The sequence below is a fragment of the Kitasatospora atroaurantiaca genome (assembly GCF_007828955.1).
GTDB lineage: Bacteria > Actinomycetota > Actinomycetes > Streptomycetales > Streptomycetaceae > Kitasatospora > Kitasatospora atroaurantiaca.
Genome location: NZ_VIVR01000001.1, coordinates 7,606,056 through 7,627,757 on the forward strand (window position 1 = coordinate 7,606,056; position 21,702 = coordinate 7,627,757).

A 21,702-nucleotide genomic window follows, 5' to 3' on the forward strand; every position below is an offset into this window, starting at 1 on the left:
CGAACCGGCCCGAGCGGTCACCTCCATACGTCGTGGTAGGTGTCGCTGCCCGAGGGCGCGCTGGTGGCGGTCCGGTTGCCGCCGGGCTCCCACTCGACGGTGCCGTCGGGGTTCCTCCTGAAGTACTTGTACTCGTACGCGGTGTTGGGTGGCAGGGCCGTCGAGCCGCTCCAGAAGGGGTAGTTCGCCGAGGCGAGCGGCACGGCGCGGTCGGTGTCCCAGCTGCCGAGGGCCGGCAGTGAGCCGCTGACGTAGACGTTCTGCCCGTACCAGGTGGTCGCGTCGACGGTGAAGGCCGTGGTGACCGGCGTCGTGGCACCGGCCCAGGTGTCCCTGGCCGAGCCCGAGGTGCCCGCTGCGGCGGTGGTCAGGAGCTGGTCGGGGCCGGGTTGCCAGGTGATGTTCCCGTCCCGGTCCTTGGCTAGGTACTTGTACCGGACGGTTGTGGCGGTCGGCAGGGAGCTGAGCGTGACGCTCCAGGTGTGGCCGGACCACACCAGCGGGACGGCCACCTCGGGCGACCAGTTGCCGAGCGCTGCGACGGACCCTACGAGATAGAGCGGGCCGGGCGGGGGCGACCCGCCCAGGACGAAGGTCTCCGTGGCGGCGGCCTCCGAGCTGCCGGACTCCGCCGCCCGCGCGGTGCCGACCTGCGCCGGAAGGCTCAGTAGGAGGGCGGCGAGGGCCGCGACCAGCACGGTGCGCAGCAGAGCCCTGTGGGCATGACGGATCATCGGGTTCTCCCGTGCGTACAGGGTGGTTGTGGGCCCGACGCCATTGGGGGCCAGGACCGGCACGGTGAGCGGGCCGGGCGTTGACGAGACTCCCTCAAGTCTGAGGGTGCGTCAACACTTGTCTGAAAGATTTTGCAGAAACTTGCGGAAACATTTTGCGAGCCCTGCTGCTCCGAGGAGGGCTACGCCGACAGGGCACACCTGGCGGGGCCGAACGGGAAAGGGCACGGATGCGGAGCGGTGCGCCACTGCGATGGCGGCACTGGCCGGCGGTCGGCCGGACGGCGCTCGTGGCGACGCTGGTCGCGCTGGATCCTCCCGCCCGCCTCAGCCTGCCGGTTGGCCACCTCCGCCGGAGCCGCTGGTGCTGTTCGGGTCGACTCCGACGGTGATCGTGGCGGTGTAGCCGCCGCCCGCAGAGCCGCTGACCGTCAGCAGCCCGTCCTTGACCCCGCCGCCGGTGTAGACCATGTCGCTGCCGAGCTTCGTCCAGCTGCCGGTGTGCCTGGTGTAGGGCGCGACGGCGGTGACCGCCTCGACGATGCTGTCGTCGAGGTAGTACGGCCCTTGCGTCATCTCCGAGGTCAGGACGCACACACTGCTCGCCGTTGCAGCGGCCGATGTTGCGGTGGAGGCGGACGCCGCGGCCGAGCCCGCCTTGGAGGAGCAGCCGGTGAGGCCCAGTCCGACGGCCCCCAGCACACTGCCGCCCAGGGCGAGGAGTTGTCGTCGGTCGAGATCGGAGTTGTCCATGCGGCGACGCTAAGGCGCCTCCCTGGGAGGCTGATGAGCCCCGCGCCAAATCCTGATGAGCAAGCAGCCGTTCGGCTCAGCGGCGATCCCCGCGATCCCGCCGGTCCGGGGACGGCTGGGCGAGCCGTCCCCGGACCGCCACCGGATCAGCGGTGGGTCTGGAACTGGACGACCTGCTGGTAGGTCGGCCGGTTCTGCCAGGTGGTCTTGGCGTCCGTGACACCGCCGAGCGGCCGCTGGATGATGGTGTCCGCGCACCACTGGTCGCCGGCCGAGCAGTCGGCGTCACCCGGGTAGACCTGGGCCGGGGTCTGCGCGAGCGCCCGCTTGAGGCTGTCGAGCAGGACGGTCCGGCAGGCCACCAGGTCGCCCCCACCGCAGTACGGCCGCGCGAGCGGACCGGCCACCTGCTCGCCGAGAACGGACCGGAGGTCCTTGTCCAGGTAGCTCCACCAGCCGTACTGGAAGGCCGAACCCTTGTGCGGGATCGACTCGTTGGCGCTCACCCCGCCGCTGGTCGGCCCGGTCTGGCCGCCCGACGGGGACTCGTTGATCTGCAGCGCCCCGGTGAGCGCGGCGAACAGCCCGTCGCCCAGGCCGGGCCGGAACACGCCGTCCGCCAGCAGCGGCCACCAGGCGTCCATCGCCCGGACGGCCTCCGCGTCCGTGTAGGTATGGCTGCCGGACGAGGTCTCCCGGCGCAGCGCACCGCCGGCCTGCCAGTTCTCCAGCTTCTGCACGGCCGTGGCCAGCGCGGGATCGCTCACCGGTGCGCTGCGGATCACCCGCAGCAGCTCCGGCAGGACGTCCTCCGCCCGCAGGTCGGCCAGTGCCGCGCTCTCCATCGCCTGGGTGAGCGAACTGCGGGTCACCTTGCCGCCGTTGCGCAGCAGCGCCTTGACCCGGTCGTCCAGCAGGTTGCCGCGGTGCACCGAGCCGTTGCCGAAGCCCGCCGACGCGAAGGAGAGGGCCTGCTTGTTGTTCCAGGAGATGTAGTAGTCCTGGTCGACCGACTGCGGGTGCTCCGCGGGCGGGGTGTATCTGGCGGTGTTGGCGGCCGGGTCGAAGTCCCGCCACTCGTAGGCGGCTTCGGCCCGCACGGGGAGTCCGGGGTCGACGCCGGCCGCTCGGACGGGATTGCTGCCGGAGTTGTAGTACGCCGTGTGCCGGGAGTCGGCGTAGAACCAGTTGAAGGTGTAGTTGATGTTCTGCGCTGCCTGCTGGAAGCTCGCCGGATCGCGTACCGCGCCCGGGTCGTTGAGCATCTGGAAGCCGATGATCGAGTCGGCCTCGTGCCGGTAGGTGGAGCGCAGCGAGGTGAAGGCGACCGGCTTGCCGCCGACCGTCCCACGGGCCGTCACCAACCCGTACTTGGAGCGGTACATCACCAGGGTGTAGGAGCCGGCCGCGGTGGAGTCGGCGGTGGTCGGGCTCCAGGCGTTCTTCCGCTCCAGGCGTTCCAGCGGGAGGCACTGGCCGTGCCAGAGGTAGGAGTTGGCGGCGAGGGTGGCGGGGGAGCCGTCGGTGGTGCAGAGCGGTACGGCGTAGGTGTCGGTGATGTCCTGCCCGGCCGAGGTCGCGCTCCAGGCGTAGTCCTGGCCACGGCCCAGCTGGACGTAGAAGCTCAGCCCGGCGAAGGCCGCACCGCGCGCACTGATCCCCGGGCCCTGGAGCTCTTCCAGCATCAGCAGCTGCGGCGCGAAGTAGCCGGTCTGCGGGCCGAAGACGGCGACGGGGTGCCCGTCGTCGGTGTGGCTCCCGGACACCACCAGGGCGTTGGACATGCCGTGTTTGGCGCTGAGCAGGTTGCCCGGCAGCAGTCCGGGCGCCTTGGTGGCGGTCTGCGTACCCGTCCCGGTGGCGTCGTAGATCATCCGCTCGGGCACCACCGAACCGGCGTCCGGCAGGGCGGTTCCCTGCGGCTCGTCCGGCGGCAGCGCGTACGGGAAGCGCTGCCCGTTGTGCAGGGTCAGGACGGCCTCGGGGTCGTCGGCCTCGCGCAGTGACTTCCAGACCGCGTCGCCGGCCTCCTTCCCGTACTTCGCCTCGGCCGCCGACTTGACCTGGGCCGACGGCAGTTCGCCCCCGCCGCCCGCGCCGAACAGTGCGCCGACCACCGAGGCGAGCGCGACCAGGTCGGTGAGCTTGAAGGCTTCGATCCCGCCGGCGTTGGTGATCGGGTCGACGTGGCCGGTGAGGTCGTACTCGCCGGGGAAGTACCGGCCGTTGTACGACTCCTTGATGTACTGGTTGATGCCGTCGAGGTAGGCCCGGGCGTCGTCCAGCGCCTGGCGGGCCCGGTCGCCCTGGCCGGAGATCGCGTCGATCTGCCGCTGCAGCTCGTCCTCGGTGTAGGGGGCGGCCTGCCAGAAGCTCTGCTCCAGCTGCCGGTTGGCGGCGGCCCCGCCGGCGAAGCCGGAGAGCTGGCCGCGCCCGACGTGCCGGAAGAGGTCCATCAGCCAGAGCCGGTCCTGCGCGGCGGCGTAGCCCGCGCCGTACTCGGTGCCGTAGCGGGTGGTGCCGGTGATGTGGGGGACACCGGTGGCCTTGTCCCGGACGATCGTGACATCGGAGCGGGGCTTGCTGGTACTGGCCACCTGGTCGGCGGGGACCCCGAAGGAGGCGTCGTTGAAGAAGCTGCGCAGCGAGGCGTCGGTCAGGCCCGGGTAGGCGCTCGCGAGTCCGGCGTACGGGGCGAGTTGGTCGTCGGTGTGGGCGGGGCGGGTCCCGAAGACGCGGTTGGCGAGGATGTCGGCGAGGGTGGCGTTGCCGTTCTCGCCGGGCGGCAGGATGTCCAGGCAGTGCCCGCCGCAGTAGTCGGTGGCAACGGCGGTGGCAGCGGCTGCGCCGGCGGGCGCGGCAGGGGCGGCTGCCATGGTTCCGGCTGCCAGGAGGGCGGCCGCGAGGGTGGCGGCCTGGAGTCTGAGCGTGTGGATGCGTCGATGCATGCCGGCTCCTCCGTTGAAGCTACGGGGAGTTGACGGTAGGTCGGTTACTGGCCGGTTGCCTAGTGGCGTGCATGTCATTCGCCAAATCTTCTGCCGTGGGCCTCCGGACGCGGTCCGTCCGTGGCGGTGTCCACGCCGTTGTCAGTGGTGCGTGCCACCCTGGTGGCCACCACCGGACGGTGCACGGAGAGGCAGGCAGATGGACATCACGGCAGGCGGGACGTTCGAGATCGAGTCATGGGAGCCGGAGATCATCGACGATGAGCCGGGTGCCTCGCTCGGCCGGGTGCGGATCACCAAGGTCTTCCACGGGGATCTCAAGGGCACCAGCACCGCGCACCTGCTCACGGTCGCGGACGGCGCCGGCAACCCGGCGGTCTACGTCGCGGTGGAGCGCTTCACGGGTGAGGTGCTCGGCCGGCGGGGCTCCTTCGTGCTGCACCACAGCGCGCCGGGCAGCCACGGTGAGCGGCTGGCGGTCCGCGTGGTCCCGGGGACAGGCACCGAGGACCTCACCGGGCTCACCGGAGCGTTCGAGATCCTGAACGACACGGACGGCGGCCACTCCTACACGCTGGAGGGTCAGCTGGGGTGACGGCCTGGAGCACCCGCCGGCCAGGCTTCGAGCGTGCGCGTGCTGGTGAGGCTTAGCGCGGCGCCGGAGATGGGGTCGGTGAACTCAAGGGTCCTGGCGAGCAGCTGCAGCGGTCGGCTGAAGTCGTCCGGCGCGGGGTCGGGCAGGACGCGCGGGTAGAGCGGGTCGGCGAGGATCGGGACGCCGAGGCTGCTCATGTGCAGCCGCAGCTGGTGGGTCCGTCCGGTGACGGGCAGCAGCCGGTACCGGCCGAGGCCGTCGCGCCGCTCGGCCAGCTCGATGCGGCTCCGGCTGTTGGGCGGCCCGGCGACCTCGCGGGCGGCCAGGTCGCCACGCTCCTTGACGATCCGGCTGCACACCGTGCGCGGCAGCTCCAGCGCGGGGTCGTACGGGGCGATGGCCTCGTACTCCTTGCGGACCAGGCGGTCCTGGAAGAGGCCCTGGTACGCGCCGCGGTGCTCGCGCCGGACGACGAACATGGCCAGCCCTGCGGTGAGCCGGTCGAGCCGGTGCGCGGGGCTGAGCTCGGGCAGCCGCAGGTCGCGGCGCAGCCGGGCCAGCGCCGTCTCGGCGACGTGCCGGCCGCGCGGAGCCATGGCCAGGAAGTGCGGCTTGTCGACGACCACCACGTTGTCGTCGCGGTGCACGATCGTGATCGGGAACGGCACGGGGACTTCGTCGGGCAGGTCGCGGTGGTACCAGACGTACCCGCCCGGCGTGAACGGCGTGTCGGGCGTCACCGGCCCGTCCGCCCCGATAATGGCCCGCTCGTCCAGCATCCCGTCGATCAGCGAGGCGGGCACCGGCAGCCGCTCCACCAGGTGGTCGCGCACGGTCGCCCACGGCCCGGTGGCGGGCAGCCGCAGCCGCACGGGGTCGATCCCGTGTCGCTGCGGCAGGGGCGCGGGCGGCGCCGGGGTTCTGCGTCTCATCGCGAGCCAGCCTAGTCCAGCACCGACCGAGCCCGACCCGGCCCGACAGGCGGGCCCGGGACCGCCGCGATCAGATCAGATGTCGCGGAAGGTCTCGATCCGCGCCCCGATGGAGTTGAGCCGCTCGGCGAGGTCCTCGTACCCGCGGTTGATGACGTAGACGTTGCGCAGGACGGACGTCCCCTCGGCCGCGAGCATGGCCAGCAGGATGACCACGGCCGGGCGCAGGGCCGGCGGGCAGACCATCTCCGCCGCCCGCCACCGGGTCGGCCCCTGGACGAGGACGCGGTGCGGGTCGAGCAGTTTGACGTCCGCGCCGAGCCGGGTCAGCTCGGTCAGGTAGATGGCGCGGTTGTCGTAGACCCAGTCGTGGATCAGGGTCGTGCCGTGCGCGGCCGCGGCGATGGCCGCGAAGAACGGGATGTTGTCGATGTTGATGCCCGGGAAGGGCATCGGGTGGATCTTGTCGATCGGAGCGGTGAGCTTCGACGGACGGACGGTCAGGTCCGCCAGCCGGGTGCGCCCGTTGTCCGCGGGGTACTCGGGGCTGCGGTCGTGGTCCAGGCCCATCTCCTCCAGCACCGCGAGTTCGATCTCCAGGAACTCGACCGGGACGCGGCGGATCGTCAGCTCCGAGGAGGTGACCACGGCCGCGGCGAGCAGGCTCATCGCCTCCACCGGGTCCTCGGCCGGCGCGTAGTCGACGTCACAGGTGATGTCGGGCAGGCCGTGGACGGTCAGCGTGGTGGTGCCGATGCCCTCGACGCGTACACCGAGCTGCTCCAGGAAGAAGCACAGGTCCTGGACCATGTAGTTGGAGCTCGCGTTGCGGATGACGCTGACGCCGTCGTGCCGGGCGGCGGCCAGCAGGGCGTTCTCGGTGACAGTGTCCCCGCGCTCGGTCAGCACGATCGGCCGGGTGGGGGAGACCCCGGGGTCGACGGTCGCGTGGTAGCTGCCACCGGTGGTCGCCACCTCGAGACCGAACCGGCGCAGCGCGGTGAGGTGCGGCTGGACGGTACGGGTGCCGAGGTCGCAGCCCCCCGCGTAGGGGATCTCGAAGCGCTCCGCGCGGTGCATCAGCGGGCCCAGGAACATCAGGACGCTGCGCGTCCGGCGGGCCGCCTCGACGTTCATCGCGCCCAGGTCGAGCTCGGCGGGCGGGGTGAGTTCGAGGTCGCGGCCCTCGTTGATCCAGCGGACCTTGACGCCGATGCTGGTCAGCACGTCGAGGATGCGGTAGACCTCCTCGATCCGGGCGACCTGGCGCAGCGTGGTGCGGCCCGTGGTCAGCAGGGAGGCGCAGAGGAGGGCGACACAGGCGTTCTTGCTGGTACGGACGTCGATGGTGCCCGCCAGCCGGGTGCCGCCGACGACGCGCAGGTGCATCGGGCCTGCGTAGCCGAGCGAGACGATCTCGCTGTCCAGAGCCTCGCCGATCCGGGCGATCATCTCAAGGCTGATGTTCTGCTTGCCCTGCTCGATCCGGTTGACGGCGCTCTGGCTGGTACCGAGAGCCTCCCCGAGCTGTGCCTGTGTCAGGCTCCGGTGCTGCCGGGCGTCACGGATGAGCTTGCCGATACGCATGAGGTAGTCGTCGGTCACAGTGCAGACTGTATCTCAGATATGAGATACCTCAAGTCGGGTGGGATTTCTGCTGATCAGGGCTGATCAGGGCATCTAGGCTGGAGATCATGGCGACCACGTTCCCCGACCCGGCACCCGCGATCGGCCCGGCAGACCTCCTCCTGGACCTCTACGGCGGCTACGCCGCGCTCCGCGAGAGCGCGCCCGCGCACCGGATGACCGGCCCCGACGGCCTGCCGTTCTGGCTGGTCACCAGGTACCAGGACGTCAGAAGCCTGCTCGCCGACCCGAGGCTCTCACTCGACAAGCGCCGTTCGCTGCCCGGCAACTACCGGGGCCTGGCGCTGCCGCCCGCACTCGACGCCAACCTGCTCAACATGGACCCGCCGGACCACACCCGGATCCGCAGGCTGGTGTCCCAGGCGTTCACGCCCCGCCGGATCGAGCAGCTGCGCGCACCCGTTCAGACCATCGCCGACACACTGCTCGACGAGATCGAACCGCTGGGCCACGCCGACCTGATCGCCTCCTACGCCGCGCCGCTCCCGATCGCCGTCATCTGCGACCTGCTGGGCGTCCCCGCCGAGCACCGACGGGACTTCCGGGCCTGGACCGACGCCCTGATCACCCCGGACCGGGCCCGCCCCGAAGCCGCGGGCGCGGCCATCGCCGCCATGCTGGACTTCTTCGCCGGGCTCATCGAGCGCAAGCGCGCCGAGCCCGCCGACGACGTCCTGTCCGCCATGATCGCGGCCCGGGACGACCAGGACCGGCTCAGCGAGGACGAGTTGACCTCGCTCGCCTTCCTGGTCCTCTTCGCCGGCTACGAGAACACCGTGCAGCTCATCGGCAACGGCGTCCTCGCTCTCCTCGACCACCCGGAGCAGCTGGCGGCGCTGCGCGCCGAGCCGTCCCTGCTCCCCGCCGCCGTCGAGGAGCTCACCCGCTACGACGGCCCCGCCCCCCTCGCGATCCGGCGTTTCCCACGCGAGGACGTGACGATCGGCGAGGTCACCATCCCTGCCGGTGAGACCGTCCTGCTCGCCCTCGGCTCGGCCAACCGCGACCCGGACCAGTTCGAGCGACCGGACGTCCTGGACATCCACCGCGCCGAGAACTCCCACCTCGCCCTCGGCCACGGCATCCACTACTGCCTGGGCGCACCGCTCGCGCGGCTCGAGACCGGAATCGCCCTCGCCACCCTCCTGCGACGCCTGCCCGCCCTCGCCCTGGACACCCCGCGCGCCTCGCTGCAGTGGCGGCCCTCCCTGCGGGCCCGCGGCCTGCTCACCCTGCCGGTGCGCTACTGACGATTCGCCCGCCAGGAGACCGATGAGGCCCGAACCCTTCCTGAACACCTGCCGGAGTTGACGGCATGTTGGAGACCTCGGCACGGTTGCTGCGCCTGCTGTCGCTGCTCCGGACGCCGCGCGAGTGGACGGGCGCCGAGCTGGCCGGGCGTCTGGACGTGAGCACGCGGACGGTTCGGCACGACGTGGAACGGCTGCGCAGCCTGGGCTACCCGGTGCACGGCACACGCGGCGCGGCAGGCGGCTACCGCCTGGGCGCCGGTGCCGAGCTCCCGCCGCTGCTCCTGGACGACGACGAGGCGGTGGCCGTGGCGATCGGCCTGCGCACCGCCGCCGCCGGCGCCATCACCGGCATCGAGGAGACCTCGCTGCGCGCGCTGGCCAAGCTCGAACAGGTCCTGCCCTCCCGGCTCCGGCGGCGGGTGGCCTGCACTCCTTCCTGGTCGCGGCGCGGATCTGGGCGGCGGTGGGTACGGTCGAGGCGGTCGGCGAGGACAGCTGCGTGCTGCATACCGGAGCGGACACGGTCGAGACCCTGGCGGTCTACCTGGGCCTGCTCGGCGTCGACTTCACCGTGGACGGCCCGGAGGAACTGGTCGACCACCTGCGCGAGCTGTCCGCCCGCTACGGGCGGGCCACCACCGGCTGACCAGGGCGGTCGCTCAGAGTTTCGCCGGGAGCGCGATTCATGACAGCACCCGGTGCCGGAAGTTGCGCAGGCCGAGGCCGAGGAAGAGCACGCAGAAGCCGGTCAGCACCGGGTAGATGACGTACAGGGGCATGTGCGAGGCGTCGGTGAAGCCGGCCCGCATGCCCTCGGTGATGTAGATCAACGGGTTGGCCAGGACCAGGACCTGGAGCCAGTGGAAGTCGCCGAGGTGGACCAGGGAGAGCCGGGTCCACTGGTAGTACGTGCCGCCGAGGAACACCAGCGGAAGCACCACGAAGCCGAACATCACGCCGATGTTCCGGGGCTCGAAGCTGGTGCCCAGCAGCAGGCCGAGAGAGGTCATCGCCAGACAGGCCAGCGGGATCATGGTCAGCACGATCCACCAGTGCACGCTCAGGTGCGCCTCCACGCCGGGCGCGTGCACCACGGTGGCGATCGGCAGCACGATGACCGCCGAGATCAGGCCCTGGGTGGCGCCGGAGAGCACCCGGGCGACGGCGACCAGCCAGATCGGGCAGGGGGCCTGTACGCGGTCCTCGATCTCGCGGGTGTAGCCGAACTCCTGGGAGAGCTGGATGGCGACCGACTGGATGCCCTGGAACATGATGGAGATCGCCACCACCCCGGGTACCAGCACGGTGGCGAAGTCCGACTCGCCGGTGCGTCCGCCGGCGCCGCCGACTCCCTGGCCGATGGTGGGGAAGACGTACAGGAAGATGAAGACCAGCAGGAACGGCTGCATGATGGTCCGTCCGACGAACTCGCCGAAGTGCTTGCTCAGGACCACCAGGTCACGCCTGATCAGTGCCGTCAGGGCCGTGCGGGCGGCGGCGGGGGCCGAGCGCGGCGGGGTGACGGTGATGGATGTCATCCGTCCCTCAGCTCCTTCCCGGTGAGGCTGATGAAGACCGTCTCCAGGGTGGTCTCGCTGACCGACAGGTCGACGGTGTCGAAGCCGGCGGACTCGGAGACCGACAGCACCCGGGGCAGCAGCCGGTCCGCGGCCCGGGCCTGGACCTCGACCCCGCCGTCGACCAGCCGCGTCCGGACCACCGCCTCGAGCTCACGGGAGAGGCGGTCGGCGAGCGCGGCGGCGTCGCCCCGCCCTTGGACCGTCACCACGGTGTCGGCGTTCACGCTCTGCTTGAGGCCGGCGGGTGTGTCCAGGGCGAGCAGACGCCCGTGGTCGATGATCGCCACCCGGTCGCAGAGCTGGTCGGCCTCCTCCATGTTGTGCGTGGTCAGCAGGATGGTCTGGCCGTCGGCGATCAGATCGCCCAGGATCTCCCAGAGCGCGAGCCGCCCCTGCGGGTCGAGGCCGGCGGTGGGCTCGTCCAGGAAGAGCACGGCTGGCCGGTGCCCGATCGCCCTGGCCACCATCAGCCGCTGGGCCATGCCGCCGGAGAGCGCATAGACGGAGGAGTCCGCCCACTTGGCGAGGTGGAACCGCTCCAGCAACTCGTCCGCGACCTGCCGGGCACGCCGGCTCGACATCCCGAAGAGCAGCCCGTGGAAGTACAGGTTCTCCCGGACGGTCAGCGCACGGTCCAGGGTGTTCTGCTGCGAGACGACGGCGATCACCTGCTTGGCCAGCGCCGGGTGGGCCACCACGTCGATGTCGCCGATCCAGGCGGAGCCGGCCGTGGGCACCACCCGGGTGGTGAGCATCCCGACGGTGGTGGTCTTGCCGGCGCCGTTGGGCCCGAGCAGGCCGAAGATCTCACCGTGCCGGACACTCAGGTCGAGCCGGTCCACGGCCGCGAAGTCCGCCTTCGGGTAGACCTTGGTCAGACCCGACGTCCGGATCACCGCTGTCCGCTCGACGTCCGGGCCGCCGACCGATGCCGGTTCCCGCATGGCCCACCTCGCGATCGGCGGACGACAGCCCGCACCCTTCCACCCTGCCATTCGAACACTCTCGCCGCCGTGCGCCGCGCAGCGCCGCCGCTGAGGTCTCGTCGGCCGCTGCCGACCCTTGGTGATATTTTGAACGTGCTCAAAAAATCAACTGCGGGGGGTCGCATGCGCATCCGTGTCCTGATACTTGTCGTCACCGTAATCCTCGCCGGGCTCGGTGTTATGGCCCTCATCGAGGGTGAGCCGGCCGATGTCTTCAGGGATGCGCTCTACACCACGGTCTGGTACCTGCTGGTCCTGGTCGCCGCCCCGAGGGCCAGGCCCGCCAGGGTGGCCGGGATCGCACTCGGGCTCAGCTTCGCCGTGGAGTTCTTCCAGCTCACCGGGTTCCCCGAGGCGCACCCCTCGGCCCGCATCCTGCTCGGCTCCACCTTCAGCGCCCCCGACCTGCTCTGGTACACCCTCGGAGCTGCAGCCTGCCTCGTGGCACACCACCGGACCAGGACCAGAGGGTGACAAACGACCCCAGGACGGCCTGACCCCTCGATCGAGGCTCAGGCGGCTGCGGCGACGCAGAACTCGTTGCCCTCCGGGTCGGCCATCACGATGTGGTGCCCGCCGAACTCCTCCAGGACGGTCCCGCCCGCTCTCACCAGCCGCTTTGACTCCGCTCTGATCCGCTCCCACCGCTCGTCCGGACTGCCGTGCCCGGGCACTCGGATGTCGATGTGAAGCCGGTTCTTCGCCGTCTTCGGCTCCGGGACCGTGAGGATGGAGAGCCGGGGGCCGATGCCGTCCGGATCGCAGAGCCACGCCGCGTCGTCCTCGGAGTCGTCCTCCGGCAGGTCGAACTGCGCGAGCCACTCCTCCCTGGTCTTGAAGGGGGCGGGCGGTGGCTCGTCGATGTACCCCAGCGCCGTTTTCCAGAACTCGGCGACGAGCTGGGCGTTCCTACAGTCGAGGGTCAGATCGATTCTGGCTGTCATGCCAGGACCGTACTGCGTGCCTGCGACCGGTCGGCGGAATCCGGGCGGTAGGACCGGGGCCCGGAACGACGGGTCGCCGGGTGGTGTCCGCGATGTGTTGGTGGACACCACCCGGCGTTCTCGTCGTCGATGCCGCAGGCGGCAACGGGTTACCGGCCCGGCGTTCGCCGCGCGGTGGCGCGGAAGGCGGTGGTCACGAGAGCGTCGAAGGCCCGGTCGGGGAGGATGCGCCGCAGGAGGATCGCGGGCTTGGCACCCATGCCGATGGCGTAGCGCGTCCTGGGGCGGCGCGCGGTGACGGCCTTGGCGATCGCATCGGCGACGACCGAAGGGGCGGAGCCCAGGCGGGGATTGGCCTCGACGGAGCTCAGGACCGCTGCCCCGGCCGCGGCCTGCTCGGCGTACGCCGTCTCGCCCGACACCTTGCGCAGGTTGTCGGCGGCGATCCCGCCCCACTCGGTCCTGATGGCGCCCGGTTCGACGATCACCACGTCGATGCCGAACGGCTTGAGCTCCAGCCGCAGGGAGTCGCTGAGACCTTCCAGGGCGAACTTGGTGGCGTGGTACCAGCCGCCCAGCGGCTCGTAGATCTTGCCGCCCATGGAGGAGACGTTGACGATGTGTCCGCTGCGACGTTCGCGCATCTGCGGCAGGACCAGCTGGGTCAGCCGCGCGGCGCCGAACACGTTCACCTCGAACTGGTAGCGGGCCTCCTCCAGCGGGACGTCCTCCAGGGCGCCGTAGGACCCGTACCCGGCGTTGTTCACCAGCACGTCGATGCGGCCCGACTCGGCGAGCACCTGCTCGACACCGGCCTGCACCGAGGCCTCGTCGGTGACGTCCATCGCGAGCGGGCGGATGCCGCGTTCGGCGAGGTGGGCCATGCGTTCGACGCGGCGTGCGGCGGCGTGGACGGTGTAGCCCAGCTCGTGGAGCCTGAGTGCGGTGGCCTCGCCGATTCCGGACGAGGCGCCGGTGACCAGCGCAACCTTGCGTGACATGGCGGGATCCTCTGCTGTGGGGCCGATCAATGTGAACCATCGCTCATATTCATCATGAACCCGTATTCATGTTTCGGCAAGGGCCACCTCCACCGCCTCGTCGGCCGTCCTGAACTACGCTTCATGTTCGAGACGAACCACCCAGGGGGAACGCAGATGACCCAGCCCCGGCCCCTTCGCGCCGACGCGATCCGCAACCGCCGGCGGATCATGGAGGCGGCCCGCGAACAGATCACGCTGCACGGCCCCGACGTCCCGATGGACGCGATCGCCGCCGCTGCGGGCGTGGCCGTGGGGACGCTCTACCGGCACTTCCCGACCAAGACCGACCTGGTCGCCGCCGTGGTCACCGAACACGGCGAGCGGATGGTGGCCGACACCGAGGCCGCAGCCGTCCGCGCGGCCGAGAGCGGGGGTGCGATGGCGGAGATCACCTCCCTGATCGGCACCGTGATCGAGGCCTCGGCGCACGACCACGCCGTCAAGGCCGCCGCCCACGCCCTCGGCGCTGCCGACCACGCGGACCTGGAGGAACGGGCCCGGGCGGCCCTGGCCGACCTGATCGTGGCCGCGAAGGCGGACGGAGATCTCCATCCGGACGTCACGGTCGACGACTTCTTCCTGCTCCTCGCCACCGCTCCCACCGACCAGCCGGCGGAGGTGCGTGCCCGCTGGCTGACCCTCCTCCTGCCGGGGCTCACGACCCGCGGGCGTACGGCCGGCTGACGGGGCATCGGCTCGGCGCCGGGTTTGAGCGTGACGGCTGTGTGAGGGGCGCGCGCGTCGCAGGGGGAATGATGGACCGTACGCCCCGGACGATCGATTCCAAAGGGTCGGGGGGCGCTGCCAATGCTCGCGACGGCGGGCTGACCCGCGCTCCGTTGCGCAAGGCCCGGGGGGCCGACACGCCGCCGGTTCAGCGCGGCCGCAGCCCGTCGAAGAGCACCTCGAAGATCCGCTGCCGGGCCGCCGGGTCGGCTCCGAGCTGCTCCATCGTCGTACTGGTGCCGACCAGCAGGGCGATCAGCTCCGGCAGGCCCAGCTCCGGGCGGACCGCCTCGGCCTGTTGCGCCCCGGCCAGTAGCTCGGCCAGCTGCGCCTGGATCACCTTGCTGGACTCCTGCAGGGCCGCGTGCGCGTCCACCCCGGCAGCGGCGAGTGCCTGGGTGAACGCGTTCACCGCGGGGCGGTTCTCGGAGCTGGCCGAGCTCTACGCCGAGGACGCCGTGGTGGAGACCGTCTTCGAGCCGGTCGGGCCGCGCCGGTTCGAGGGGCGGGCCGCGCTCAAGGAGCGGTTCGCGGTGGTCTCCGTGCATTCGCCCGTGGAGCTGACCTCGACGAATGTGGTGATCCGGGAGACCGACGACCCGGAGGTGATCGTCGCCGAATGGAACTACCAGGTGCACCACCGGGTGACCGGGCGGAACTTCGAGGTCGCCAACATCCAGGTGCTGCGGGTCCGCGACGGCCTGATCGTCAGCAGCAGGGATTTCCACGATCACCTGGCCCTCATCGTGGCCGGCGGCGACCTGCCGCAGCTGGTGGCGGCGCTGGACGGCAGGTAGCGCGAGTCCAGGGCCGCGGGCCGGGAACTCCCCCAGGGGCTCGGCCCGCGGCGCGTTCCGCCGACAGCGGTCTCGGTCGGACTCGCTGTGAGGACCTTGAAGGTCTCGCTGATCGACTCGATCGATCAGTTAGGCCAGCCTCTCGGCGAAGCGGCGGGCGAGGGCGTGGACGTCGCCGGGCCAGCGGCCGGAGAGGTAGTTCCCGTCCTCGACGACGAAGGCGGGGCGATCGTCGGTCGCCGTGTCGCGGAGGCCGGAAGTCTTGCGGAAGGCGTCGGGGGAACCCGGTTCGACCTCCAGGAAATCCTCGGGGCGGGCCAGGTTGCGGGTGACCTCCTGCTGGACGGACATGTACCCCTTCGGCCGGCCCGGCTCCTCCAGATAGGTCCGGTAGTAGTCCGGATCCCAGAAGCGGGTGCGGCGGGCGAGCTGCCAGGCCTGGTTCTCCTGACGCCAGGTCAGGGCCGTCGTGCGGCGGCCGTGCAGGACCGACCGGCCGGTGTCCGGGTCGGTGCTGCGGGCGGCGAGCAGGACACCGTGGCAGATCGCCGCGACCGGCATGCCCCGCCGGAAGGCCTCGACGACCAGGGCCTGGAGGGTCATGCTCTCCAGGTAGCGGCGCATCCCCCGCGCGCGGTGGCCGCCGGGCAGGTAGAGGCCGTCGCTGTCGGCGAGGGAGGCCTTGTCCCAGGGGACCGGGTTGCGGAATTCCTCGGAGCGGAGCATCTGCGTGTATGCGGCGCGAGCATCGGCGTTGGCCCGCAAGATGCGGCCGACTCCCAGGACCCGACGCAGGCCGGGAACGCGGCCCCACGGATCAAGGCCCTGGCCGGTGAGCATCAGTTCGTCGCCGGTGGCGCGTTCACCCTCGGGGGTTGCGAAGACCACGCGGTGCCCGGCGAGCGTGAGTACCTGCCAGCCGACCGCCACCTCGGACGGGTCGAAGTCCTGTGCCGGAATCGGCATCAGTACGGTCGCCATACGGACCACCTCCGGCGTGCGCTCAGCGGCGCGACGCTCTACTTGATCGAGTGCGCGCGCCCTTGCGTTGCACGGAGCTTACGGGAGCCGGCGTCCGCACTCGAGGACCTTGTGCACGTCGGGGGCCAGGACGGCAAGGAGTCGGAACCAGCGCGGCACCAGCACGGCTTGGCGGAACGGCCCCGGTGCCCGCGATCCCTTCGGCGTGCCGATCCGGCGGCGATGGGCGGCCGGCGGACGGGACGGGTACTCCACCACGTGGCGCTGGACATCGAGCATGGCAAACCTGGGCGACCAGTGCCCGCCTGCCCGACCCGTACGGATCCGACAGTTTCAGCCCACCTCACGAACACCAGTTCGCCGAGAAGAACCTCACTGGCCCACCCTTCGGTCGATGCACTCGCGCAACAGGTCGGCGTGCCCGCAGTGACGGGCATACTCATCGATCCTGTGCACCATCAGTTCCCGCACGGCGATCCCGTCCTTCCCCAGACGCTCGCTCAGATCCGGGTGCTCGGCGAGCGCGGCGTCGGTCGCGGCCTGCTCGCGCGCCAGGTCGGAGTACGCAGCGTCGACCTCGGCCTGCTCGGCGACGGCTCCGTCGAAGTCCGCGTCACGCTTGCCGTACAGCTTCGGCAGCGGTTCACCGTCGCTGATCCAGTTGTCACCCGGCGCGCTCTACGGCCTGCAGCGCGGGGCCGAAGGGGTGCCGTCCTCGCTCCGACTCAGGTCACTGGATTCCGGTGGCGCTGGTCACCATGCGTTGATGGCCGGCGCGTCGGGTTCGTGCGTCCGCCAGGCCTCATTGAGGCGCGCGAGCCGGTCCGCGGCGGCGATGCCGCGCAGGGATGCGACCTTGCCGTCGCTGACTTCGAACGCCACGGCGCCCACGACCCGGTCGTCGACCACGGCGAGGACGGCCGGGGAGCCGTTGACCAGCGCGATGTGGAACGCGGGGGAGCCGCCGGCCAGCCGCCGCTTCGCCGGAGTGGGCTTGAAGCCGGCCCGCACGTAGGAGGCGACGCGCTCGCGCGTCTTGTACCGCAGTAGCCGCCTGGCCAGTCCGGCACCGTCCGAGACTGCGGTCGCGTCGGCGGTGAGCAGCGCCACCAGCCGTTCGGTGCGCCCCGACGTGGCGGCGGCGAGGAACTCCTCGACGATGCGGCGCGCGGACGTTGGGTCCACCGGCTCGCCGCTGCGGCGCTCGGCGGCGACCCGGCGTCGGGCCCGGTGGACATGCTGCTGGCTCGCGGACTCGGTGATGTCGAGGATCCCGGCGATCTCGGCGTGGGGGTAGGAGAAGGCCTCGCGCAGGACGTAAGCGGCCCGCTCGACCGGCGAGAGGCGCTCCATGAGGGTCAGCACGGCCAAGGACACCGATTCGCGCTGCTCGAAGGTGTCGGCAGGGCCGAGCATCGGGTCGCCCTCGAGGAGTGGCTCGGGCAGCCAGTCTCCGACGGCGCGCTCATGGCGCGCCTGCGCCGAGCGGAGCCGGTCGAGGCAGAGATTGGTGACGACCTTGGTCAGCCACGCCTCCGGCACCTCGATACGTTCCCGGTCCGCGGCCTGCCAGCGCAGGAACGTGTCCTGCACGGCGTCCTCGGCGTCGGCGGCCGAGCCGAGCAGACGGTACGCGAGCGAGGCCAGCCGGCCCCGGCCGGCCTCGAACCGATCGATGGCTGCGCTGTCCATGCGGAGCAGCCTATGCGGCGACCCTCACACCGGCCCGGTCGGGCGCGGTGGCCAGGCGGCGCTTGCGCTTCGGCATGCCGAAGGTCGGGTGGGCGATGCTCCACCAGGCCCCCTTGAGCACGCCCGACTTGAGCCACGCGGCGGTCCGGCCGCCCAGGTACCAGGATTTCGACCGGACGTCCCCGTCCACCATCTGGAAGATCGCGTCCCGCCGCCCGAGGCTGATGTGGTTGCCGTGGTACTTGAGCCCGGTGGTCGGGACCTCGCTGCCCGTCAGGCGCGCGATGATCGCGGCGGTCGCCTGCATGTTGGTGTAGCCGGCCGAGGCGCAGGACATCGGCAGCGGCCGGCCGTTCTCGCCGATCGCGTAGGCGCAGTCGCCGGCGGCGTAGACGTCCGGGTGCGAGACCGAGCGCATGGTGCGGTCGACGACGATCTGGCCGGTCTCGGCGACCTCCAGGCCGCTGGCGGCCGCGATGGGGTGCACGGCGAACCCGCCCGACCACACGGTCACGTCTGCCGGGATGGAGGTACCGTCGGCCGCGATCGCCCGTGCCGGCTCGACGGCTTCGATACCGGTGTGCTCGTGAACGGTGATGTTGAGCCGGTCGAAGGCCTGGCGCAGGTGACGGCGGGCCTTCGGGGAGAGCCAGGCGCCCAGCTCGCCGCGGGCGGCGAGCGTGACCGAGAGGTCGGGCCGGGACTCGGCGAACTCGGTGGCGGTCTCGATGCCGGTCAGCCCCTCACCCACGACCAGCACGGTGCCGCCCTCACCCAGGCCGGCCAGGCGCTCGCGCAGACGCACCGCCGAGGACCGGCCGGTCACATCGAAGGCGTACTCGGCCACACCGGGGACGCCATGGTGGGCCACGGAGCTGCCGAGCGCGTAGAGAAGCGTGTCGTACGTGAGTTCGTCGTCCTCGCCGTCCTCGCCGGTCACGGCGACGGTCCTGCGCTCGGGGTCGACGCCGGTGACGCGCGCCAGGCGCAGCCGCACCCCGGTGCCCGCGAATACGTCGGCGAGCTTGCGGAACGCGAGGTCCTGGCCGATCGCGAGCTGGTGGAGCCGCATCCGCTCAACGAAGTCGGGCACGGCGTTGACGACGGTGATCTCGGTGTCGGCGGGGGAGAGCCGGCGGGCCAGGTTTCCGGCGGCGAAGGCCCCGGCGTATCCAGCGCCGAGTACGACGATGCGGTGCTTCATGGCGTTGCTCCTGTCTCGTTCGGTGCCCCTTGAACGAGACGGCGCCTCGATTGCTGACAGGAGCCGGGTGTGACGCGGGTCACCGAACGAAGACGAGCGGCTGAGCCTCCGGCAGGTGCTTGTGCCTGTCCTGGGCAGTCGAAACGGAGCGATGGCCAACTATCGGTCGACGTCACACCGGTGAGCCGTGACACGGTAGTTGGAACCGGCAAGATGTGCTGACCTGACCGTTCTCGGCGTGCGTGACACGCTTGTTGGAACTGATTTGCCAAGGTTCTTGGAACCAAGCGGCCAGTTGGCATTCTTGTTGGAACCACTTCCAAAGATCCCATCGCGAGTCGGTAGTGCTGTTGGGGTGCCGGTATCAGGTTCTCGCTGGTCAGGCTGGCTGCGGCATGGGCGGGTGGCTGGCGGGTTGACTGTCATGGAGCGATAGGTCGGTGGTTTGTTTCACTGACGTGGGGCTTTATCTCATGGCGGATGGATGGCGCTGTCCGGGGTTCGAGAGATTTGATGCCGTAATTGGTGGCGTGTCGCTTTGATCGCCGATATGGGAGAACACGGCGCTGGTGGGCGTGCGGCATGGGTGAAGCGCGGGGCGAGGTCGGTGACGGCATCGAGCGGACGGCGAGGGGCGGGTCACCAGCGCGCTGCTGGTGACCCGCCCCTGGGCGGACGGGCTTGCGACCCATCCACTCTTCGTCCCGTCAGTTCTTCATGAAGTAGCCGGCGAGGTCGGCGACCACGTCGACCCGGCCCGCGTGGTTGAAGATAGAAGCTCCGTCGCCACCGCCCGTCGTGACCGCGTTGGCGATGGTCTCGCCCGCGCTGAAGTTCAGGCTGGAGGTGGTGGCGGCCTGCTGGCTGGGGCTGAGCATGTTCACGCCCTGGACGGTGAGGAAGCTGGCGGCCGTGGGGCCGGTCGCGGTGACGTTCAGCACGGAGCCGGTGGCGCCGTAGCGGGGCACCCCGTAGTCCCAGGAGGCGAGGTTCACCACTATGCCGTGACCGCCGGGGATCGCCCCCTGGAACCCGCCAGTGCCGTTGCGGGTGTCCAGGACTCGGGTCGGGCCGGTCGGCACGAAGACCGAACCGTCCGCCGAGTAGTAGCCGCTTATGTCCGCGATCAGGTCGACGGTGCCGAAGCGGTTGTACAGGTCGATCTTGCCGTCCACCACCGGCACGGTGACCTGGTTCGGGATCGTCTCACTGGCGGTGAAGTTCAGGTTCGACGCCACCGGGCGGGCCTGGCCGTGCGGGTAGACGGTGACATACCCGCCGGCGGTGGGGTTGGTGGCGGTGACGTTCAGCACCACAGCACTGACCCCCGTTGCTGGGACGCCGCCCCGGCCTGCCACCTGGAGGGTGAGCGAGCTGTCCGGGCCGACCTTGCCCTTCGCGGCACCGATCCCGCTGCGGGTGTCGAGCAGCCGCGCCGGGAGGTCAAGACCGGTGAACCGGGAGCCGCTGGTGCCCGGGGTGTAGTAGCCGCTTATGTCGGCCACCAGGTCGACGGTGCCGAAGCGGTTGTACAGGTCGATCTTGCCGTCCACCACCGGCACGGTGACCTGGTTCGGGATCGTCTCACTGGCGGTGAAGTTCAGGTTCGACGCCACCGGGCGGGCCTGGCCGTGCGGGTAGACGGTGACATACCCGCCGGCGGTGGGGTTGGTGGCGGTGACGTTCATTACCACGGCACTGACCCCCGTTGCTGGGACGCCGCCCCGGCCTGCCACCTGGAGGGTGAGCGAGCTGTCCGGGCCGACCTTGCCCTTCGCGGCACCGATCCCGCTGCGGGTGTCGAGCAGCCGCGCCGGGGTGAGCGGCACGAAGGTGCTCTTCGCGGCGAAGTCGACGTTGTGGCCGTCGCCGACGTAGGAGAGCGAGACTGGGCGGACGGACTGACTGGCCAGCCCGTCGGCGGACAGCTCCAGCTGACCCTTGAGCAGCACGGACTTCACCGCAGGCGCGACGGAGAAGTGGAAGTCGTAGACCGCGGCGGGCATCAGGTCGCCGGAGACGTCGTGGGGCGGCAGATCCAGGGTGAGCGATCCGTCGCCGTTGACCACCCACTGCCCGGCCGCCGTCGAACCGGCCGCCCCGGGGGTGGACGGGAGGTAGGACACCTGGACGGCGATCATCCGGCCGAGCAGCTCGGGCGAGTACCCGGAGGCCGCCACCGACTCTGCGGACAGGGTGAGCCCCAACTTGACGTTCTTGGCGCCCTTGGAGCCTACGTTGACGGCCACCCGGCACATCGCCTCGCCGTCTCCCGAGTTGACCACCAGCGGTTGGGTACCCCAGTCGAACCACTGGGCGCCGTTACCGACCGGGCACTCGGCCCCGCTCAGGCCCGTCTCCGGCCAGTCGGCGAAGGCCACCTGCACCGGCAGCATCCCGGCGATCACCAGCGCGGCGGCACCGGCCAGCCCGGCCCGGTGGATTCTCTTCACACGGTCCCCCATTTGAAGTTCGAACGAACGTAAGTCGGTCGGATCATATGCATGCCAGCGGCCAGGGTAGGAGCCCGGACCCTGCCCGGCCACTGCTTTCAGTGGTTGGTTCCGGGGTGGTGCTGGTCCGAGCTTTGCGTCGCTGAAGTGTGATGTCGTCTTCGTACCGAAGATAGGCATCGTGGTTGGTGAAGCCCTGGGGACACCCGTCATGACGGTGCGCCGGGTGGGCTGATCGTCGTCGCAACCTGGCCCGAGATCTCGACACGGCCACAGACCCCACCGACTACCGGCACCGGCGCGAAGCACTGCCGAGCTGGTTCCTGACCCGCGACACCTGGCACGAGATCATCGCCGATCTTCCACTCGTTCCAGGACCCGTCCGTCCTAACCTGGACGACCGCAAGCGACAAGGAGCATCCGCCTTCGCTGGG

The 21,702-nt window shown here is 70.7% G+C and carries 21 protein-coding genes and 2 pseudogenes; 7 read left to right on the forward strand and 16 right to left on the reverse strand.

The features are described 5' to 3' along the window. Positions 1 to 17: 17 nt before the first annotated feature. The 3 genes from FB465_RS34025 to FB465_RS34035 form a co-directional block, all read right to left on the reverse strand. A complete protein-coding gene (locus FB465_RS34025; RefSeq protein WP_145796785.1) occupies positions 18 to 734 on the reverse strand; it encodes a carbohydrate-binding module family 20 domain-containing protein in 717 nt (238 codons plus the stop codon). A gap of 327 nt (positions 735 to 1,061) precedes the next feature. After that, positions 1,062 to 1,487: a peptidase associated/transthyretin-like domain-containing protein gene (locus tag FB465_RS34030; RefSeq protein WP_145796787.1), complete on the reverse strand. Its 426-nt coding sequence runs from the start codon at positions 1,485 to 1,487 to the stop codon at positions 1,062 to 1,064. Between the two features lie 146 nt (positions 1,488 to 1,633). Continuing rightward, positions 1,634 to 4,435 (reverse strand): penicillin acylase family protein, encoded by a 2,802-nt coding sequence (locus tag FB465_RS34035; RefSeq protein WP_145796788.1) that lies wholly within the window; start codon positions 4,433 to 4,435, stop codon positions 1,634 to 1,636. A gap of 199 nt (positions 4,436 to 4,634) precedes the next feature. On the opposite strand from FB465_RS34035, the gene FB465_RS36100 reads away from it, so the two are divergent. Then, the gene (locus tag FB465_RS36100; protein ID WP_170290759.1) at positions 4,635 to 5,030 is read left to right on the forward strand and encodes a DUF3224 domain-containing protein; all 396 of its coding nucleotides are present in this window, start codon (positions 4,635 to 4,637) and stop codon (positions 5,028 to 5,030) included. On the opposite strand, the gene FB465_RS34045 is transcribed toward FB465_RS36100, so the two are convergent. Both FB465_RS34045 and FB465_RS34050 read right to left on the reverse strand, forming a co-directional pair. Then, positions 5,018 to 5,962 (reverse strand): pseudouridine synthase, encoded by a 945-nt coding sequence (locus FB465_RS34045; protein WP_145796792.1) that lies wholly within the window; start codon positions 5,960 to 5,962, stop codon positions 5,018 to 5,020. The two genes, FB465_RS36100 and FB465_RS34045, sit on opposite strands and share 13 nt — an antisense overlap. A gap of 75 nt (positions 5,963 to 6,037) precedes the next feature. Then, entirely contained in the window at positions 6,038 to 7,567 is a 1,530-nt protein-coding gene (locus tag FB465_RS34050; protein WP_145796794.1) for a helix-turn-helix domain-containing protein, read from the reverse strand. An 89-nt stretch (positions 7,568 to 7,656) separates the two neighbouring features. On the opposite strand from FB465_RS34050, the gene FB465_RS34055 reads away from it, so the two are divergent. The 3 genes and pseudogenes from FB465_RS34055 to FB465_RS37785 all read left to right on the forward strand — a co-directional run bounded on the left by FB465_RS34055 (position 7,657) and on the right by FB465_RS37785 (position 9,508). After that, entirely contained in the window at positions 7,657 to 8,859 is a 1,203-nt protein-coding gene (locus tag FB465_RS34055) for a cytochrome P450 family protein (RefSeq protein ID WP_145796797.1), read from the forward strand. Positions 8,860 to 8,924: 65 nt separating this feature from the next. After that, positions 8,925 to 9,287, forward strand: a pseudogene (locus FB465_RS37780) (helix-turn-helix transcriptional regulator); the annotation flags it as partial. A 38-nt stretch (positions 9,288 to 9,325) separates the two neighbouring features. After that, positions 9,326 to 9,508 carry a WCX domain-containing protein gene (locus FB465_RS37785; RefSeq protein WP_342791892.1) on the forward strand — a complete coding sequence of 61 codons (183 nt, stop codon included), beginning with the start codon at positions 9,326 to 9,328 and terminating at the stop codon, positions 9,506 to 9,508. 37 nt (positions 9,509 to 9,545) lie between these two features. Here FB465_RS37785 and FB465_RS34065 read toward each other — a convergent pair whose 3' ends face one another. Together FB465_RS34065 and FB465_RS34070 are read right to left on the reverse strand one after the other, a co-directional pair. Next, entirely contained in the window at positions 9,546 to 10,400 is an 855-nt protein-coding gene (locus FB465_RS34065; protein ID WP_145796800.1) for an ABC transporter permease, read from the reverse strand. Further along, entirely contained in the window at positions 10,397 to 11,386 is a 990-nt protein-coding gene (locus FB465_RS34070) for an ABC transporter ATP-binding protein (protein ID WP_145796802.1), read from the reverse strand. The genes FB465_RS34065 and FB465_RS34070 overlap by 4 nt, the downstream gene beginning before the upstream one ends. A gap of 165 nt (positions 11,387 to 11,551) precedes the next feature. On the opposite strand from FB465_RS34070, the gene FB465_RS34075 reads away from it, so the two are divergent. Further along, the gene (locus FB465_RS34075; protein WP_145796804.1) at positions 11,552 to 11,902 is read left to right on the forward strand and encodes a ribosomal maturation YjgA family protein; all 351 of its coding nucleotides are present in this window, start codon (positions 11,552 to 11,554) and stop codon (positions 11,900 to 11,902) included. 38 nt (positions 11,903 to 11,940) lie between these two features. On the opposite strand, the gene FB465_RS34080 is transcribed toward FB465_RS34075, so the two are convergent. Further along, positions 11,941 to 12,372, reverse strand: coding sequence for a VOC family protein (locus FB465_RS34080; protein WP_145796805.1), 432 nt, complete (start codon positions 12,370 to 12,372; stop codon positions 11,941 to 11,943). 149 nt (positions 12,373 to 12,521) lie between these two features. Continuing rightward, positions 12,522 to 13,373 carry an oxidoreductase gene (locus FB465_RS34085; RefSeq protein ID WP_145796807.1) on the reverse strand — a complete coding sequence of 284 codons (852 nt, stop codon included), beginning with the start codon at positions 13,371 to 13,373 and terminating at the stop codon, positions 12,522 to 12,524. A 156-nt stretch (positions 13,374 to 13,529) separates the two neighbouring features. On the opposite strand from FB465_RS34085, the gene FB465_RS34090 reads away from it, so the two are divergent. Further along, entirely contained in the window at positions 13,530 to 14,099 is a 570-nt protein-coding gene (locus tag FB465_RS34090; RefSeq protein WP_145796809.1) for a TetR/AcrR family transcriptional regulator, read from the forward strand. 190 nt (positions 14,100 to 14,289) lie between these two features. Here FB465_RS34090 and FB465_RS36105 read toward each other — a convergent pair whose 3' ends face one another. Next, positions 14,290 to 14,553 carry an SbtR family transcriptional regulator gene (locus FB465_RS36105; RefSeq protein ID WP_170290760.1) on the reverse strand — a complete coding sequence of 88 codons (264 nt, stop codon included), beginning with the start codon at positions 14,551 to 14,553 and terminating at the stop codon, positions 14,290 to 14,292. Between FB465_RS36105 and FB465_RS36110 the strand changes: the two genes are divergently transcribed. Next, entirely contained in the window at positions 14,540 to 14,938 is a 399-nt protein-coding gene (locus FB465_RS36110; RefSeq protein ID WP_170290761.1) for a nuclear transport factor 2 family protein, read from the forward strand. The genes FB465_RS36105 and FB465_RS36110 overlap by 14 nt on opposite strands. A 129-nt stretch (positions 14,939 to 15,067) precedes the next feature. On the opposite strand, the gene FB465_RS34100 is transcribed toward FB465_RS36110, so the two are convergent. From FB465_RS34100 to FB465_RS34125, 6 genes and pseudogenes are all read right to left on the reverse strand, one after another. Further along, positions 15,068 to 15,919, reverse strand: coding sequence for a type 1 glutamine amidotransferase domain-containing protein (locus FB465_RS34100; RefSeq protein ID WP_145796812.1), 852 nt, complete (start codon positions 15,917 to 15,919; stop codon positions 15,068 to 15,070). 78 nt (positions 15,920 to 15,997) lie between these two features. Continuing rightward, positions 15,998 to 16,198 carry a hypothetical protein gene (locus FB465_RS36115; RefSeq protein WP_170290762.1) on the reverse strand — a complete coding sequence of 67 codons (201 nt, stop codon included), beginning with the start codon at positions 16,196 to 16,198 and terminating at the stop codon, positions 15,998 to 16,000. 93 nt (positions 16,199 to 16,291) lie between these two features. Further along, positions 16,292 to 16,582, reverse strand: a pseudogene (locus tag FB465_RS34110) (mycothiol transferase); the annotation flags it as partial. A 90-nt stretch (positions 16,583 to 16,672) separates the two neighbouring features. Beyond that, entirely contained in the window at positions 16,673 to 17,611 is a 939-nt protein-coding gene (locus FB465_RS34115; RefSeq protein ID WP_145796814.1) for a sigma-70 family RNA polymerase sigma factor, read from the reverse strand. 10 nt (positions 17,612 to 17,621) lie between these two features. Continuing rightward, positions 17,622 to 18,815, reverse strand: coding sequence for an NAD(P)/FAD-dependent oxidoreductase (locus tag FB465_RS34120; protein ID WP_145796815.1), 1,194 nt, complete (start codon positions 18,813 to 18,815; stop codon positions 17,622 to 17,624). 707 nt (positions 18,816 to 19,522) lie between these two features. Beyond that, positions 19,523 to 21,268 (reverse strand): hypothetical protein, encoded by a 1,746-nt coding sequence (locus FB465_RS34125; RefSeq protein WP_145796817.1) that lies wholly within the window; start codon positions 21,266 to 21,268, stop codon positions 19,523 to 19,525. Between the last annotated feature and the right edge of the window lie 434 nt (positions 21,269 to 21,702).